Genomic DNA, 17,164 nt, shown 5'->3' on the forward strand with positions numbered 1-17,164 from the left:
AAAAACGGGCGTTATTGTAGCGAAAAAGCGATGCTTTGTTAAAAATATCTTTGGGGGAGATTTTTTCTTTATGCTATTCTTTGCAAAATTTTTTTTAAGGGAAAACAATGCTTAGTTTTGTCGTAACTTTTCTTGGCGCACTTTTAACCTTGGTGTTAATGCGCCCGATCGCTAATCGAATTGGTTTAGTGGATAAGCCAAATTATCGTAAACGCCATTTAGGTGCCATTCCGCTAATAGGCGGCGTTTCCTTATTTGTCGGAAACCTTTGTTACTACTTGATGGAATGGGATCAATTACGCTTACCTTATTTGTATCTTTTCAGTATTTTTGTTTTATTGGCAATTGGTATTTTAGATGACCGTTTTGATATCAGCCCATTTTTACGGGCGGGTATTCAAGCTCTCTTAGCAATCTTAATGATTGACTTGGGGAACGTGTATTTGGATCACCTAGGACAAATTTTAGGGCCATTCCAATTAACTCTTGGTTCAATCGGTTTGATTATTACGGTATTTGCGACTATTGCAATCATCAATGCCTTTAACATGATCGACGGGATTGATGGCTTACTTGGTGGTTTATCCTGTGTGTCTTTTGCTTCTATTGGTATTTTGATGCTACGTGACGGACAAATGGATATGGCCTATTGGAGTTTTGCCTTGATCGTGGCTATTTTACCTTATATGTTACTTAACCTTGGGATTCCGTTAGGGCCTAAATACAAAGTGTTTATGGGCGATGCAGGCAGTACGCTGATCGGTTTCACTATTATTTGGATTTTATTGTTAAGTACCCAAGGAAAAGGGCATCCGATGAATCCGGTGACTGCATTATGGATTATAGCTATTCCGCTTATTGATATGGTGGCGATCATTTATCGCCGTTTGCGTAAAGGGAAAAGTCCATTCAGACCGGATCGTTTGCATGTACATCATTTAATGGTTCGTGCCGGTTTAACTTCACGTCAGGCATTTTTACTAATAACCTTTATGGCTGCAGTGTGCGCGACAATCGGAATTTTAGGTGAGATTTACTATGTAAATGAATGGGCGATGTTTGTAGCATTTATTATGTTATTTTTCATTTATGCCTATTCGATTACTAAAGCTTGGAAAATTACCCGTTGGGTGCGCCGTTTAAAACGACGAGCACGCCGAAATAAACAGAATTAAATATTAAAGGATGGTTGAAAACCATCCTTTTTTGTATTTAGGAGTAAAAATAAACTGAAATTTGCTAAAAATTAAACGTTTTGTATAAAAAAATAGCGTTCATTATTTTTTTTGTAAAAAGTGCTAGACAAGATATAGCGAAGTCATTAATATACGCCTCCGCAACGACGCGGTACGCGTTCGTAGCTCAGTTGGATAGAGCGTTGGCCTCCGGAGCCAAAGGTCGCAAGTTCGAATCTTGTCGAGCGCGCCAGAGTCAATGCACATACAACTTCAATGGTGGCTATAGCTCAGTTGGTAGAGCCCTGGATTGTGATTCCAGTTGTCGTGGGTTCGAATCCCATTAGCCACCCCATCTATCGGCGAGTAGCGCAGCTTGGTAGCGCAACTGGTTTGGGACCAGTGGGTCGTAGGTTCAAATCCTATCTCGCCGACCATTTTTTTTGCTCTTTAACAATGTATCAGACAATCTGTGTGGGCACTTGTTGATTGACTTGATTTAAAAATATTTTTTAATTTTGAAGTCTTAATAGGTGCTTAAACTAGAAATTCATTTACTTAATGTAAAGTGACTTTAGCTAAGCAGTTTATTGAGCGATTGAACTTGAATTGAAGAGTTTGATCATGGCTCAGATTGAACGCTGGCGGCAGGCTTAACACATGCAAGTCGAACGGTAACAGGAAGAAAGCTTGCTTTCTTTGCTGACGAGTGGCGGACGGGTGAGTAATGCTTGGGTATCTGGCTTATGGAGGGGGATAACTACGGGAAACTGTAGCTAATACCGCGTAGTATCGGAAGATGAAAGTGTGGGACCGCAAGGCCACATGCCATAGGATGAGCCCAAGTGGGATTAGGTAGTTGGTGAGGTAATGGCTCACCAAGCCGACGATCTCTAGCTGGTCTGAGAGGATGACCAGCCACACCGGGACTGAGACACGGCCCGGACTCCTACGGGAGGCAGCAGTGGGGAATATTGCGCAATGGGGGCAACCCTGACGCAGCCATGCCGCGTGAATGAAGAAGGCCTTCGGGTTGTAAAGTTCTTTCGGTAGCGAGGAAGGCATTTAGTTTAATAGACTAGATGATTGACGTTAACTACAGAAGAAGCACCGGCTAACTCCGTGCCAGCAGCCGCGGTAATACGGAGGGTGCGAGCGTTAATCGGAATAACTGGGCGTAAAGGGCACGCAGGCGGACTTTTAAGTGAGGTGTGAAAGCCCCGGGCTTAACCTGGGAATTGCATTTCAGACTGGGAGTCTAGAGTACTTTAGGGAGGGGTAGAATTCCACGTGTAGCGGTGAAATGCGTAGAGATGTGGAGGAATACCGAAGGCGAAGGCAGCCCCTTGGGAATGTACTGACGCTCATGTGCGAAAGCGTGGGGAGCAAACAGGATTAGATACCCTGGTAGTCCACGCTGTAAACGCTGTCGATTTGGGGATTGGGCTTAATGCTTGGTGCCCGTAGCTAACGTGATAAATCGACCGCCTGGGGAGTACGGCCGCAAGGTTAAAACTCAAATGAATTGACGGGGGCCCGCACAAGCGGTGGAGCATGTGGTTTAATTCGATGCAACGCGAAGAACCTTACCTACTCTTGACATCCAGAGAACTTTTCAGAGATGAATTGGTGCCTTCGGGAGCTCTGAGACAGGTGCTGCATGGCTGTCGTCAGCTCGTGTTGTGAAATGTTGGGTTAAGTCCCGCAACGAGCGCAACCCTTATCCTTTGTTGCCAGCGATTTGGTCGGGAACTCAAAGGAGACTGCCGGTGATAAACCGGAGGAAGGTGGGGATGACGTCAAGTCATCATGGCCCTTACGAGTAGGGCTACACACGTGCTACAATGGCGTATACAGAGGGAGGCGAAGCAGCGATGTGGAGCGAATCCCAGAAAGTGCGTCTAAGTCCGGATTGGAGTCTGCAACTCGACTCCATGAAGTCGGAATCGCTAGTAATCGCGAATCAGAATGTCGCGGTGAATACGTTCCCGGGCCTTGTACACACCGCCCGTCACACCATGGGAGTGGGTTGTACCAGAAGTAGATAGCTTAACCTTCGGGAGGGCGTTTACCACGGTATGATTCATGACTGGGGTGAAGTCGTAACAAGGTAACCGTAGGGGAACCTGCGGTTGGATCACCTCCTTACCTAAAATTGAGTGACGATAAGTGTCCACACAGATTGGCTGATGTATTGTAGACAAAAAAAGCAAATAACGACTTTATCACCGGGTCTGTAGCTCAGGTGGTTAGAGCGCACCCCTGATAAGGGTGAGGTCGGTGGTTCAAGTCCACTCAGACCCACCACTCAACTTGAGTGAGTGAGCCGTGATAAAGTGACGAATGGGGATATAGCTCAGCTGGGAGAGCGCCTGCCTTGCACGCAGGAGGTCAGCGGTTCGATCCCGCTTATCTCCACCACGAATCATCGTTAAGTGAATTACCGAAAAGGGAATAAAGTTCATTTAACGATGATAACGTAATGTTATTTGATTGTTCTTTAAAAATTAGGAAACAAGCTGAAAACGAAGAGACTTTCAAGTCCTGAAAGGGATAGAAAAAGTCTGAGTAGAAAAAATCTTGATTGAGCAAAAGCAATCAAGTGATTAGTTGATAACACAGTCTCAAGAATTTTTGAGGTTGTATAGTTAAGTGACTAAGCGTACAAGGTGGATGCCTTGGCAATCAGAGGCGATGAAGGACGTGCTAATCTGCGAAAAGCTTGGATGAGTCGATAAGAGGCGTTTAATCCAAGATGTCCGAATGGGGAAACCCAGTAGATGAAGAATCTACTATCAACAAGTGAATACATAGCTTGTTGAGGCAAACCGGGAGAACTGAAACATCTAAGTACCCCGAGGAAAAGAAATCAACCGAGATTTCGTTAGTAGCGGCGAGCGAACGCGAAGGAGCCTGTTAGTGATAGCGACAGAGACAGAGGAACAAGCTGGGAAGCTTGGCGATACCGGGTGATAGCCCCGTACTCGAAGTCCAGGTCGTGGTACTAAGCTAACGATAAGTAGGGCGGGACACGTGATATCCTGTTTGAAGATGGGGGGACCATCCTCCAAGGCTAAATACTCCTGATTGACCGATAGTGAACCAGTACTGTGAAGGAAAGGCGAAAAGAACCCCGGTGAGGGGAGTGAAATAGAACCTGAAACCTTGTACGTACAAGCAGTGGGAGCCCTTTAAGGGTGACTGCGTACCTTTTGTATAATGGGTCAGCGACTTATATTTTGTAGCGAGGTTAACCGAATAGGGGAGCCGAAGGGAAACCGAGTCTTAACTGGGCGAATAGTTGCAAGGTATAGACCCGAAACCCGGTGATCTAGCCATGGGCAGGTTGAAGGTTGGGTAACACTAACTGGAGGACCGAACCGACTAATGTTGAAAAATTAGCGGATGACTTGTGGCTGGGGGTGAAAGGCCAATCAAACCGGGAGATAGCTGGTTCTCCCCGAAATCTATTTAGGTAGAGCCTTGAGCGGACACCTTCGGGGGTAGAGCACTGTTTCGGCTAGGGGTCCATCCCGGATTACCAACCCGATGCAAACTACGAATACCGAAGAGTGATACTCAGGAGACACACGGCGGGTGCTAACGTCCGTCGTGGAGAGGGAAACAACCCAGACCGCCAGCTAAGGTCCCAAAGTCTATATTAAGTGGGAAACGAAGTGGGAAGGCTTAGACAGCTAGGATGTTGGCTTAGAAGCAGCCATCATTTAAAGAAAGCGTAATAGCTCACTAGTCGAGTCGGCCTGCGCGGAAGATGTAACGGGGCTCAAATATAGCACCGAAGCTGCGGCATCAGTGGCAACACTGTTGGGTAGGGGAGCGTTCTGTAAGCGGATGAAGGTAGCTCGAGAGGGCTGCTGGACGTATCAGAAGTGCGAATGCTGACATAAGTAACGATAAAACGGGTGAAAAACCCGTTCGCCGGAAGACCAAGGGTTCCTGTCCAACGTTAATCGGGGCAGGGTGAGTCGGCCCCTAAGGCGAGGCTGAAAAGCGTAGTCGATGGGAAACGGGTTAATATTCCCGTACTTGGATAAACTGCGATGTGGGGACGGAGCAGGTTAGGTTAGCGCACTGTTGGATATGTGCGTTTAAGTTGGTAGGTGAGAAGTTTAGGCAAATCCGGACTTCTTTAACACTGAGAGATGATGACGAGGCTCTACGGAGCTGAAGTAACCGATACCACACTTCCAGGAAAAGCCACTAAGCTTCAGGTTTATCTAAACCGTACTGAAAACCGACACAGGTGGTCAGGTAGAGAATACTCAGGCGCTTGAGAGAACTCGGGTGAAGGAACTAGGCAAAATAGCACCGTAACTTCGGGAGAAGGTGCGCCGGCGTAGATTGTAGTCCCTAGCGGGCGAAGGTTGAACCGGTCGAAGATACCAGCTGGCTGCAACTGTTTATTAAAAACACAGCACTCTGCAAACACGAAAGTGGACGTATAGGGTGTGATGCCTGCCCGGTGCTGGAAGGTTAATTGATGGTGTAATCGAAAGAGAAGCTCCTGATCGAAGCCCCAGTAAACGGCGGCCGTAACTATAACGGTCCTAAGGTAGCGAAATTCCTTGTCGGGTAAGTTCCGACCTGCACGAATGGCATAATGATGGCCAGGCTGTCTCCACCCGAGACTCAGTGAAATTGAAATCGCCGTGAAGATGCGGTGTACCCGCGGCTAGACGGAAAGACCCCGTGAACCTTTACTATAGCTTGACACTGAACATTGAATTTTGATGTGTAGGATAGGTGGGAGACTATGAAGCAGTCACGCCAGTGATTGTGGAGTCATCCTTGAAATACCACCCTTTAACGTTTGATGTTCTAACGAAGATTACGAAACGTGGTCTCGGACAGTGTCTGGTGGGTAGTTTGACTGGGGCGGTCTCCTCCCAAAGAGTAACGGAGGAGCACGAAGGTTTGCTAATGACGGTCGGACATCGTCAGGTTAGTGCAATGGTATAAGCAAGCTTAACTGCGAGACAGACAAGTCGAGCAGGTACGAAAGTAGGTCATAGTGATCCGGTGGTTCTGCATGGAAGGGCCATCGCTCAACGGATAAAAGGTACTCCGGGGATAACAGGCTGATACCGCCCAAGAGTTCATATCGACGGCGGTGTTTGGCACCTCGATGTCGGCTCATCACATCCTGGGGCTGAAGTAGGTCCCAAGGGTATGGCTGTTCGCCATTTAAAGTGGTACGCGAGCTGGGTTTAGAACGTCGTGAGACAGTTCGGTCCCTATCTGCCGTGGGCGTTGGAGAATTGAAAGGGGCTGCTCCTAGTACGAGAGGACCGGAGTGGACGCACCACTGGTGTTCCGGTTGTGTCGCCAGACGCATTGCCGGGTAGCTAAGTGCGGAAGAGATAAGTGCTGAAAGCATCTAAGCACGAAACTTGCCTTGAGATGAGTTCTCCCAGATTTAAAATCTGTAAGGGTTGTTTAAGACTAAGACGTAGATAGGTCTGATGTGTAAGCGGTGCGAGCCGTTGAGCTAACAGATACTAATTGCCCGAGAGGCTTAACTATACAACACTCAAGAGTTTTTGAGTGACAGACGAAACGAAGACGAGAGAAAGTTGAGAGTTTTTAGCTTGTGACTAATTTTGAAGAATGAATAGATGATAGAAGGTTATCAACGGAATATTCCGGCGGCCATAATGTGATGGACCCACCTGATCCCATCCCGAACTCAGAAGTGAAACGTCATCATGCCGATGGTAGTGTTGGGCTTCCCAATGTGAGAGTAGGTCACCGCCGGTTTTTTATTTGCTTAGTTTATTTTGTAAATACGATTTTAAACTAACCCTAATAAAATCAATTACTTAGATATTATTTTAAAGAAAACTTTGTATTTTGTTAGGGCGTTTAAGAAGTAAATTAAGCAAATAAAAGAATTTTTGGCAGCCATAGTGCGATGGTCCCACCTGATCCCATCCCGAACTCAGAAGTGAAACATTGTAACGCCGATGGTAGTGTTGGGTTTCCCAATGTGAGAGTAGGTCACTGCCAAACACCTAATTTGCGGAGTGGTAGTTCAGCTGGTTAGAATACCTGCCTGTCACGCAGGGGGTCGCGGGTTCGAGTCCCGTCCATTCCGCCAATCTTTCAAGCCTTCAACCAATGTTGAGGGCTTTTGTTTTATGAGAAACAGCCTTTCTATTTTCACATATCTAAAACAGCCCCATGAAATTAACTGATGCAATTATTGACGTTTTTTCCATTGATGGAGACTTAAGTCGTCATATTAAAGGATTTCGTCCTCGTGACGAACAATTGGAAATGGCTCAAGTAGTTGCTGAGGCAATTGAAAGTAAAAGTACTGTTATTGTCGAAGCCGGCACAGGAACAGGTAAGACTTTTGCTTATTTGGCGCCTGTATTGTTAGCGGGTAAAAAAACAATTATCTCCACCGGTTCTAAAAATCTACAAGATCAATTATTTAACCGTGATTTACCGGCTATTAAGAAAGCATTAGGATATAGCGGTAAAATTGCTTTATTAAAAGGGCGGAGCAATTATCTTTGTTTAGAGCGATTGGATCAGGTTATTGCTCAAGGTGTATTAGGAGATAAATCGGTATTAACTGATTTAAGCAAAGTTCGTCAGTGGAACAATGGCACGCAAAGTGGCGATTTAAGCGAGTGCATCGAATTAGCCGAAGATAGTCCAATACTTCCTCAGTTGACCAGTACAAGTGAAAGCTGTCTAGGCAGCGATTGTCCGAATTATGCCGAATGCTATATAGCGAAAGCGCGTAAAAAAGCATTAAATGCAGACTTAGTGGTTGTTAATCACCATATTTTCTTTGCCGATATGGCGGTGAAAGAAAATGGTTTTGGAGAGTTAATACCTAATGCGGAAGCCATTATTTTTGATGAAGCCCACCAATTGCCAGATATTGCTAGCCAATATTTTGGTCAGTCACTGACATCCCGTCAATTATTTGAATTATGTAAAGATATCAATATTGTTTATCGCACAGAATTAAAAGATATGCAGCAATTAGGCAATATTGCCGATACGTTACAGAAAATTATACAAGACTTCCGGCTATTATTAGGCGAAGGGAATCAACGAGGTAATTGGCGTGATTTATCCAAACAATCAATGGTGGCAAAAGCTTTTAATTTGTTACAGGAAAAATTGGCATTTTTAAGTGAAGTGATCAAACTGGTCCTCGGACGCTCGCAGACTTTGGATAGTATTTTTGAACGATTAGAGGCAATCAAAGTGCAATTAGAGCGCTTGGCGGAAACTAATGTTGTTGGCTACTGTTATTGGTATGAAACGATAGGGCGGCAATTCGGTTTGCATATTACACCATTAACGGTAGCGGATAAATTTGGTAGCCAAGTAGCCAATAAAGAAGCCGCATGGATATTCACTTCTGCAACCTTAGCCGTTGGTGGAGATTTTCAGCATTTTTGTCAACGACTTGGCATTAACTCCCATAAACAAAAAATTTTGCCTAGTCCGTTTAATTACTGTGAACAAGCATTATTGTGTGTGCCTCGTTATCTGCCTCCAACGAATCGCCCAAATACATTGACTGCTTTAGGGGAAATGTTATTACCATTGATTGAAGCGAATCAAGGGCGTTGCTTTGTTCTTTGTACTTCCTATGCAATGATGCGTGGTTTGGCTGAATATTTTCGGGCACAAAGTGAGCTTTCGATCTTATTACAAGGCGAAAGTGCTAAAACACAGCTGTTGACTCAATTTGTCGAAGGAAAACATAGTGTTTTGGTCGCAACTTCGAGCTTTTGGGAAGGGGTTGATGTGCGAGGTGATGCGCTTTCTTTGGTGATTATTGATAAATTACCTTTTACCGCGCCAGATGAGCCGCTATTGAAAGCCCGTATTGAAGATTGTCGTTTACAAGGTGGTGATCCTTTTAACGATATTCAAATTCCGGAAGCGGTTATTGCTTTAAAGCAAGGGGTAGGTCGTTTAATTCGTGATGTGACGGACCGAGGGGCTGTTGTTATTTGCGATAATCGACTTGTTACCCGGGCTTATGGTGAGACTTTTTTGAAAAGTTTACCTGATGCAAAACGTACCCGAGATCTCCGCAAAGTGGTACAATTTCTGCAAAATAATCAAGCAAATGAATTATGACAAAAGTAACCCTATTAGCCTTAGATACCTCAACCGAAGCCTGTTCAGTTGCATTATTGCATAACGGCGAGAAAACTTATTTATACGAAGTTGCGGAAAGGACTCATACCAAGCGTATTTTGCCGATGGTTGAACAATTGCTTAGTCAATCGGGCATTAGTTTAAAACAAATTGATGCACTAGCATTTGGGCGCGGACCAGGAAGTTTTACCGGGGTTCGGGTAGGAGCCGGGATAGCCCAAGGGTTAGCTCTTGGGGCAGATTTGCCGGTTATTGCGGTTTCCGATTTACTGGCTATGGCACAAGCTGCGTTTGAGCTACAGGGTAAAACCAATATTGCTACGGCAATTGATGCACGCATGAATGAAGTTTATTTTGCTCAATTTTGTCATCAGCAAACATCAGTGGGTATGCAATGGCAGGAAATTGTTAAAGAACAGGTTTGTTCACCGGAGCAGGCAATTGCTCAATTAGATAAAGCCGCTTTTCGGGTTGGGACCGGTTGGGCAGCCTATGCACAATTCGCTCAGCAGGAATTAATAGGGTCCGAGATTATTCTACCGGATGCCCGTTTTATGTTGGATATTGCACTTACTGATTGGCAACAGGGAAAGTCAATTAGTGCATTAGAAATTGAGCCGGTTTATTTGCGTAATGAAGTGACTTGGCAAAAATTACCGGGAAGAGGCTAATTAGTAATTAAGGAGGATAAACGATGAATCAGCGGAAGTTTATTGTGACGACCTTACTATCAGTGACACTAACTGCTTGTGTCAATGCGCCGCAAGGATTACAGAAAGAACATTTTAATTTGCATTCGTTATCTCAAGTACAGCCATCGGACTATCAATGTCAATGTAAAACCATTCGGCTTGGCGGTAAGATCTTGAATGCAACCGCCTTGCCTAACCAAATGAAATTGGAGGTATTAAGTTATCCAATTTCTTCAGTGAGTGCGAAACCCTCGTTGGATATGCCATCGAATGGGCGTTTTATTACTTATATTAATGGCTTTATTGATCCTGCAACCTTGCAAGAACAATTTATTACCGTCGGTGGCCGATTAGAAAGACGCGAACAAGGCAAAATAGATCAGGCATCTTATACTTATCCGGTCATTAACGCCCAGCATTATCGACTTTGGCAACTAGCTCAGAGTTATTATTATCCTCACGACGATTGGGATGACTGGGGAGGATTCTGGAGACCTCGTTCAGCCTATTGGTTTGCCGAACCGGAAATTCGCTATTACTTATATTAGGCTAATGTTAAAATTTGCCTATTTTCCAATAACTTAAGGAACAACAATGGAAAAACCTTGGTTTTGTAATTATCCCGAAGGTGTCCTACAGCAATTAGATACCTCACAATATGATTCTATATTGGATATGTTGGATAAGGCGGTGCGTGAACACCCCGATCGTCCGGCATATATCAATATGGGACAAGTGTTGACTTTTCGTAAGCTGGAAGAGCGTAGTCGCGCATTTGCAGCCTATCTACAAAATGAATTTAAATTACAGCGCGGTGATCGTGTGGCATTGATGATGCCGAATTTACTGCAATATCCCATAGCCTTATTCGGTATTTTGCGTGCAGGTTTAATTGCCGTAAACGTAAATCCACTATACACCCCTCGCGAGTTAGAGCATCAATTGCAAGATAGTGGTGCTGTAGCAATTGTCGTGGTTTCTAATTTTGCCTCGACATTAGAAAAGATCGTATTCAATACCAATGTAAAACACGTTGTGCTCACCCGCATGGGCGATCAACTATCCTTTGGAAAACGTACTTTAGTGAATTTTGTCGTGAAATACGTCAAAAAATTGGTACCAAAATATAAATTACCAAATGCGGTGACATTTCGTGAAGTGTTGGCTATCGGTAAAAATCGCCAATATGTTCGTCCGCAGCTTGGTCGTGAGGATTTAGCTTTTCTACAATATACCGGCGGTACCACCGGGGTTGCCAAAGGAGCAATGCTTACCCACGGCAATATTATTGTTAACGTTTTCCAAGCTAAATGGATTGCCGAACCCTTTGTGGGGGATCATAAACGTGAGCGTTCCGCCATTTTAGCGTTACCGCTATATCATGTATTTGCCCTAACGGTGAACTGCATATTGTTTATCGAACTAGGCGTGACCGCTATCTTGATCACCAATCCACGGGATATTGATGGTTTCGTTAAAGAGTTAAAAAAATATCGTTTTGAAGCGATTACTGGGGTAAATACCTTATTTAATGCTTTATTGAATAACGAGTCTTTAAAAGAAGTTGATTTTTCCTCATTAAAACTTTCGGTCGGGGGTGGTATGGCAATTCAGCAATCGGTGGCAACCCGTTGGCATGATTTGACCGGCTGTTCGATTATTGAAGGCTACGGTATGACAGAGTGTTCGCCATTGATTGCCGCTTGTCCGATTACGGTGGTTAAACATAACGGTACTATTGGAGTTCCTGTACCAAATACCGATATTAAAATTATTGATGAAAATGGCAAAGAAGCTGCATTGGGTCAACCGGGGGAACTCTGGGTCAAGGGTGAACAGGTAATGAAAGGTTATTGGCAGCGCCCTGAAGCCACTGCTGAAGTGATGCATGACGGCTGGATGGCAACCGGTGATATTGTGGTGATGGATGAGGGCTACAGCCTACGCATTGTCGATCGTAAAAAAGATATGATTTTGGTATCCGGATTTAATGTTTATCCAAATGAGATCGAAGATGTGGTGATGTTGAATGAGAAAGTCACTGAAGTGGTCGCGATTGGCGTACCACATCCGGTATCTGGCGAAACCATCAAAATTTTTGTGGTGAAGAAAGATCCTACGCTTACCCGTGAGGAACTGCGCAATCACTGTCGCCAATATCTAACAGCATATAAGGTACCGAAGGAAATTGAATTCCGAGATGAACTACCGAAAACCAATGTTGGTAAAATCCTCCGCCGCGTATTACGGGACGAAGAAATCGCCCGCCGTGCCGGCCACTAATCCACAAAGGGGATATTACATATCCCTTTTTTTATTTAAGAGTAAAAATGATTAAAGAAGTGCAAACCGCCGCGCCTTATGTATTGATTGAGAATGACCAGGCATTGGCCGAATGTTGTTGGCAGGCCATGCAACAAAGTGTCGTTGCCTTGGATACGGAGTTTGTTCGGGTATCCAGTTATTATCCTCATTTGGGGCTGATTCAATTATATGATGGAAACCAAGTCAGCCTTATTGATCCCCTGTGTATTAGCGATTTTGGTCCTTTTGTTGAACTGTTGACAGCGCCTGCGGTAACAAAGGTGCTACATGCCTGTAGCGAGGATCTGTTGGTGTTTTTACAGGAGTTTGATGTATTACCCGAACCAATGTTAGACACTCAAATTATGGCGCGCTTTTTAGGTTTTTCCTCCTCCATGGGATTGGCCAAACTGGTGCAACATTATCTTGGCTTGGAAATTGATAAGGGAGCAACCCGTACCAATTGGCTCAAACGGCCGCTTTCACCGGCCCAGTTGCAATATGCGGCAGGGGATGTTTGGTATTTATTGCCGATTTATCAACAGATGCGCCAAGCGTTGCAGCAAACACCATGGCTTGAAGCGGTTTATGATGATTGCCGTTTGGCATTGATGAAAACCACTAAATTGGACGATAAAAATCCTGAGCTGGCGTATTTGGATATACCGAATGCCTGGAAACTTAATCCGCTTGAATTGGCGCGTTTACAGTTACTTGCCAAATGGCGTTTAGAAACGGCGATGCAGCGGGATTTAGCTCAATCCTATGTGGTGAAAGCGGAAAGTTTATGGAAAGTCGTTAAACATAATCCACACAATACCTCGGAAATGTTGAGTCTGGGGCTGACGGAAAGTGAAGTACGGGTGCGCGGCAAGAAAATGCTGCAGTTGCTGGCGGCTGCCCGCAAGATCAAACCTTATGATTATCCGCCACGAATTGCTCGTTTAGTGGATGAGCCCAATTACAAGCGAGCGATGCGCTTATTGCAGGAAAAAGCTTTCGAGCTCACCCCCCAAGGGCTTACACTAGAAATTCTGGCCAGTAAGCGGAGCTTGGAGGATCTTCTACGTTGGGCTTGGAAAACGCCGCGCAATCAGGACAAATTACCCGATTTATTGATTGGCTGGCGACGGGCAATCGGCCTTAAACTACTTGATGCTCTAGATGCAATGGCAAAATAGCCGGAATATTGGTAAAAATAGGGTTTTAAAATCAACTGTAATAAAATCAATGACTTACGTTGCATTTTTGGAAAAACTCCGATTTTCATGGGGGCGTTTAAAATGAAAAAGAGATAGCTTCGGCTATCTCTTTTCGTTTATGGAAAGTTTATTTACCCCAAACCTCTTCAGCAATATCGCGGATGAATTCCAATTTTTTCCATTGTTGTTCTTCCGTCAAAATATTGCCTTCTTCGGTTGAAGCAAAACCACATTGCGGACTGAGACAAAGTTGGTTGATATCCACGTATTGCGCCGCTTCTTTGATGCGAGCGATGATTTCATCACGATTTTCCAGTTCCCCCGATTTCGAGGTAACCAAGCCAAGCACCACTTGTTGATTTTTAATAAAGCGTAATGGTTTGAAATCACCGGCACGATCGCTGTCGTATTCCAAGAAAAAACCATCAACATTACAATGGCCGAATAGCGTTTCCGCAATAGGTTCATATCCCCCGGCAGAGAACCAGGTTGAACGGAAATTACCACGACAAATATGCATTGTAATAGCGAGATCTGCAGGTTTTGCGGCGACAATTTTGTTAAGCATATAAACATAGTCTTTGGCGATTTGTGCTAAATCCAGACCGCGTTCACTATAGCTTTTACGTTTATCCTCAGCACAGAATTCGCCCCAGCTGGTATCATCCAATTGTAGATTGCGGCAACCTAATTGGTAGAAGGTTTGCATCGCAACAATATAAGCATCGGCAATATCATCCAATAGCTGCTGATTGTTATTTTGATAACGGATAATCGGTTGATAATCGGTGGTGCGTACAGTGCAAATCAAATGTAGCATGGATGGCGAAGGAATGGTTAATTTCACCTCAGTTGTACCAGCAATGCGCTGTAGTGAACGGTAATGTTCAATAAATGGGTGATTTGCCGGGAAACCGATTTTATCAACGATTTTTAAGGTTTTTGGGCGTACGCTGTGATGTTTAAATTGCACCGAAAATTTATCCACATCGATTTCTTGCACACCATCCAATGCAGCCAAGAAATCCAAGTGCCAGAAGGTGCGACGAAATTCACCATCGGTGACGGCATGCAAACCGACATTTTTTTGATGCTCAACTAATTTGGCAATTTCTGTATCTTCCACTTGGCTTAAATCGGCACAGGAAATATCGCCGCAACTACATTGGCTACGGGCCTGCTTTAACGCTTCCGGACGTAAAAAGCTACCGACAATATCAAATCGATAAGGGGCCGATGTGCGGATTGTTGCGTTAGGAAAAAGTTTGCTCATTATTCACTCCTTAGTATTGTCGGCACAAAACGGCGTCGATTTTAACAGAAATCAGTTATTTTCGGAATGTTTAGACGTCTAGATGGATGTGAATTAAATTGATAATAAGATGAATCAAATTGATAGAGTAAGAAAAGACATAAAAAAACGGCATCTTGTGAAGCAAGATGCCGAATGATTATTTATTAATTAAGCTTGAGTAGCTTGGATTGCGGTTAATGCGATGGTGTACACAATATCATCAACCAATGCACCACGGGACAAGTCATTTACCGGTTTACGCATACCTTGTAGCATTGGGCCGATAGAGACTAAATCTGCAGAACGTTGAACCGCTTTATAAGTGGTGTTACCGGTATTCAAATCAGGGAAGACGAATACGGTCGCTTGACCTGCAACAGGGGAGTTTGGTGCTTTTGAACGAGCAACATCTTCCATTACTGCTGCATCATATTGTAATGGACCGTCGATGATTAAATCAGGACGTTTTTCTTTAGCAATACGGGTTGCTTCTTTCACTTTCTCTACATCCGCACCACTACCGGAAGTACCGGTGGAATAAGAGATCATGGCCACTTTAGGATCGATGCCAAAGGCTTTCGCAGAATCGGCAGATTGAATTGCGATTTCCGCTAATTGTTCTGCATTTGGATCTGGGTTTACTGCACAGTCACCATAAACTAATACTTGATCCGGTAACAACATGAAGAAGATCGATGAAACGATAGAGCTACCAGGAGCTGTTTTGATGATTTGCATCGGTGGGCGAATAGTGTTTGCGGTAGTATGTACGGCACCGGAGACTAAGCCGTCAACTTCATTTGCTTCAAGCATCATAGTACCTAGTACTACGGTGTCTTCCAATTGTTCACGAGCTGAAGTTTCAGTCATTCCTTTCGCTTTACGCAATTCTACTAAACGAGCAACGTAGTTTTCACGGACATCAGCAGGATTGATGATAGTGATGCCTTTACCTAAGGTAACGCCTTGAGCTTCTGCAACACGTTGCACGGAGGCAGGATCTGCTAATAATACACATTCTGCAATACCACGTTCGGCACAAAGCACCGCGGCTTTAATAGTACGAGGTTCGTCACCTTCAGGTAATACAATACGTTTTTTCGCAGCACGGGCAAGTTCGGTTAATTGATAACGGAATGCCGGAGGAGAAAGACGACGTAAACGGCCGGAACCTGCAGCAATATCATTTACAAAGGCCGCATCTAATTTTTCGCTAGTGTAGCGTTTGATATTTTCGATACGTTCTTTATCATCAACCGGCACTTCCAAATTGAAGCTTTGTAGACTTAATGCAGTTTGCCAGGTGTTTCCTTCAATACGGAAAATCGGTAATTTGGTGTTTTCAAATACGTGGTGGCACAATTTTTTGATTTGTGGATCAATTTTGTAACCGCCAGTTAATAAGATACCACCGATTTCAATGCCGTTAGATGCAGCAAGAGCAGCTGCAACAATGACATCTGGACGATCTGCTGATACGACTAACAAACTACCTGCACGGAAGTGTTCAATCATGTTTGGTAGGCTTCTTGCACAGAATGTAATACCACGGATACGGCGATTGATATCACCTTCGTTTAGAATTGCTGCCCCAAGGTGTTTTACTAGATCAACGGCACGGGTAGCGATTAATTCAGCACTCCATGGAATGCAGGCTAAGAGTTTGATTGGGCCTTGAGCGAATAATTTAACTAATTCATTTTCGCTGTTGTGGCTGTGTTGGTAAGCATCAAAAATTTCACTTAAATCAGGACGGGTTCTGCCGGATTCATCTACTGGAGCATTAAATTTATTAACGATCACACCAAGTAGGTTTTTGTTTTCTTTACCGCCGAATAGGGAGGCTGCGGCTTCAACGCGTTCTTTTAATTGGCTTGGAGTTTCGGTTGCCGGTGCTGCGACTAATACGATTTCTGCATCTAGGGCTTGCGCAATTTCGTAGTTTAAGCGGTTGGCATAACCATGTTTACGGGTTGGAATCAAACCTTCTACAATGAGGATTTCATTGTTTTTAGCCAGTTGTTGATGGTTTTCAACAATTTTTTCTAATAAAACATCAGATTGGTTTTGACCGATTAATTGCTCTGCAGTACTAAGCATGAAAGGTTCGGCAGTTTCCAATGCTGTACTGGTACGCACGATAGAGGTTGTGCGATCCAATTTATCTTCGCCAGAACTTGGTTGAGAAATTGGTTTCATGAAACCAACTTTGGCACCTTTTTCTTCAAGGGCTTGAATTAAACCAAGACTTACGCTGGTTAAACCAACGCCTGTACTAACAGGAATAAGGATAATTGTACGGGACATAATAAACCTTAATTAATTATTGAATGATAAAAA

8 protein-coding genes, 6 tRNA genes and 4 rRNA genes are annotated in these 17,164 nt (G+C 44.2%); 16 read left to right on the forward strand and 2 right to left on the reverse strand.

Going from position 1 to position 17,164, the window contains the following annotated elements; all coding sequences use genetic code 11:
* The first annotated feature begins 107 nt into the window (after window positions 1–107).
* From wecA to rnd, 16 genes are all read left to right on the forward strand, one after another.
* Complete coding sequence (wecA, locus tag CKV74_RS07215; RefSeq protein WP_007242508.1) at window positions 108–1,175, forward strand: UDP-N-acetylglucosamine--undecaprenyl-phosphate N-acetylglucosaminephosphotransferase; 1,068 nt, start codon at window positions 108–110, stop codon at window positions 1,173–1,175.
* A 176-nt stretch (window positions 1,176–1,351) separates the two neighbouring features.
* A tRNA-Arg gene (locus CKV74_RS07220) sits at window positions 1,352–1,428 on the forward strand.
* Window positions 1,429–1,454: 26 nt separating this feature from the next.
* Window positions 1,455–1,530 (forward strand) — tRNA-His (locus CKV74_RS07225).
* 5 nt (window positions 1,531–1,535) lie between these two features.
* Window positions 1,536–1,612, forward strand: a tRNA-Pro gene (locus CKV74_RS07230).
* Window positions 1,613–1,781: 169 nt separating this feature from the next.
* Window positions 1,782–3,323, forward strand: a 16S ribosomal RNA gene (locus CKV74_RS07235).
* 82 nt (window positions 3,324–3,405) lie between these two features.
* Window positions 3,406–3,482, forward strand: a tRNA-Ile gene (locus CKV74_RS07240).
* A 38-nt stretch (window positions 3,483–3,520) separates the two neighbouring features.
* Window positions 3,521–3,596: transfer RNA gene (locus CKV74_RS07245), tRNA-Ala, on the forward strand.
* Between the two features lie 225 nt (window positions 3,597–3,821).
* Window positions 3,822–6,719 (forward strand): 23S ribosomal RNA (locus CKV74_RS07250).
* A 118-nt stretch (window positions 6,720–6,837) separates the two neighbouring features.
* Window positions 6,838–6,953, forward strand: a 5S ribosomal RNA gene (rrf, locus tag CKV74_RS07255).
* A gap of 136 nt (window positions 6,954–7,089) precedes the next feature.
* A 5S ribosomal RNA gene (gene rrf / locus CKV74_RS07260) occupies window positions 7,090–7,205 on the forward strand.
* The 16S, 23S and 5S rRNA genes sit together here with 6 tRNA genes alongside, the layout of an rRNA operon.
* A gap of 11 nt (window positions 7,206–7,216) precedes the next feature.
* Window positions 7,217–7,293 (forward strand) — tRNA-Asp (locus tag CKV74_RS07265).
* Between the two features lie 83 nt (window positions 7,294–7,376).
* Window positions 7,377–9,311, forward strand: coding sequence for a DNA repair helicase YoaA (locus CKV74_RS07270; protein WP_095176946.1), 1,935 nt, complete (start codon window positions 7,377–7,379; stop codon window positions 9,309–9,311).
* The gene (tsaB, locus tag CKV74_RS07275; RefSeq protein ID WP_007241442.1) at window positions 9,308–10,003 is read left to right on the forward strand and encodes a tRNA (adenosine(37)-N6)-threonylcarbamoyltransferase complex dimerization subunit type 1 TsaB; all 696 of its coding nucleotides are present in this window, start codon (window positions 9,308–9,310) and stop codon (window positions 10,001–10,003) included. The genes CKV74_RS07270 and tsaB overlap by 4 nt, the downstream gene beginning before the upstream one ends.
* Before the next feature lie 23 nt (window positions 10,004–10,026).
* On the forward strand, window positions 10,027–10,572 hold the full coding sequence (locus tag CKV74_RS07280; RefSeq protein ID WP_007241428.1) for a Slp family lipoprotein: 546 nt from the start codon (window positions 10,027–10,029) through the stop codon (window positions 10,570–10,572).
* Between the two features lie 46 nt (window positions 10,573–10,618).
* Complete coding sequence (gene fadD / locus CKV74_RS07285) at window positions 10,619–12,307, forward strand: long-chain-fatty-acid--CoA ligase FadD (protein WP_007241459.1); 1,689 nt, start codon at window positions 10,619–10,621, stop codon at window positions 12,305–12,307.
* A 47-nt stretch (window positions 12,308–12,354) separates the two neighbouring features.
* Window positions 12,355–13,509 carry a ribonuclease D gene (gene rnd / locus CKV74_RS07290; RefSeq protein WP_095176947.1) on the forward strand — a complete coding sequence of 385 codons (1,155 nt, stop codon included), beginning with the start codon at window positions 12,355–12,357 and terminating at the stop codon, window positions 13,507–13,509.
* Between the two features lie 148 nt (window positions 13,510–13,657).
* Here the strand turns inward: rnd and CKV74_RS07295 are convergent, their stop codons facing one another.
* Window positions 13,658–14,803, reverse strand: coding sequence for a 5-methyltetrahydropteroyltriglutamate--homocysteine S-methyltransferase (locus CKV74_RS07295; protein WP_095176948.1), 1,146 nt, complete (start codon window positions 14,801–14,803; stop codon window positions 13,658–13,660).
* 189 nt (window positions 14,804–14,992) lie between these two features.
* Window positions 14,993–17,131 carry a phosphate acetyltransferase gene (pta, locus tag CKV74_RS07300; RefSeq protein WP_095176949.1) on the reverse strand — a complete coding sequence of 713 codons (2,139 nt, stop codon included), beginning with the start codon at window positions 17,129–17,131 and terminating at the stop codon, window positions 14,993–14,995.
* Window positions 17,132–17,164: the final 33 nt, after the last annotated feature.

Origin of the sequence: Haemophilus pittmaniae (assembly GCF_900186995.1) — a bacterium.
GTDB lineage: Bacteria > Pseudomonadota > Gammaproteobacteria > Enterobacterales > Pasteurellaceae > Haemophilus_D > Haemophilus_D pittmaniae.

What these genes read in the sequence shown, in the direction of transcription:
- tsaB (WP_007241442.1), top strand. Translation starts at nt 9,308, where the DNA reads ATGACAAAAGTAACCCTATTAGCCTTAGATACCTCAACCGAAGCCTGT.
- CKV74_RS07295 (WP_095176948.1), bottom strand. Translation starts at nt 14,803, where the DNA reads ATGAGCAAACTTTTTCCTAACGCAACAATCCGCACATCGGCCCCTTAT.
- CKV74_RS07270 (WP_095176946.1), top strand. Translation starts at nt 7,377, where the DNA reads ATGAAATTAACTGATGCAATTATTGACGTTTTTTCCATTGATGGAGAC.
- rnd (WP_095176947.1), top strand. Translation starts at nt 12,355, where the DNA reads ATGATTAAAGAAGTGCAAACCGCCGCGCCTTATGTATTGATTGAGAAT.
- pta (WP_095176949.1), bottom strand. Translation starts at nt 17,131, where the DNA reads ATGTCCCGTACAATTATCCTTATTCCTGTTAGTACAGGCGTTGGTTTA.
- fadD (WP_007241459.1), top strand. Translation starts at nt 10,619, where the DNA reads ATGGAAAAACCTTGGTTTTGTAATTATCCCGAAGGTGTCCTACAGCAA.
- CKV74_RS07280 (WP_007241428.1), top strand. Translation starts at nt 10,027, where the DNA reads ATGAATCAGCGGAAGTTTATTGTGACGACCTTACTATCAGTGACACTA.
- wecA (WP_007242508.1), top strand. Translation starts at nt 108, where the DNA reads ATGCTTAGTTTTGTCGTAACTTTTCTTGGCGCACTTTTAACCTTGGTG.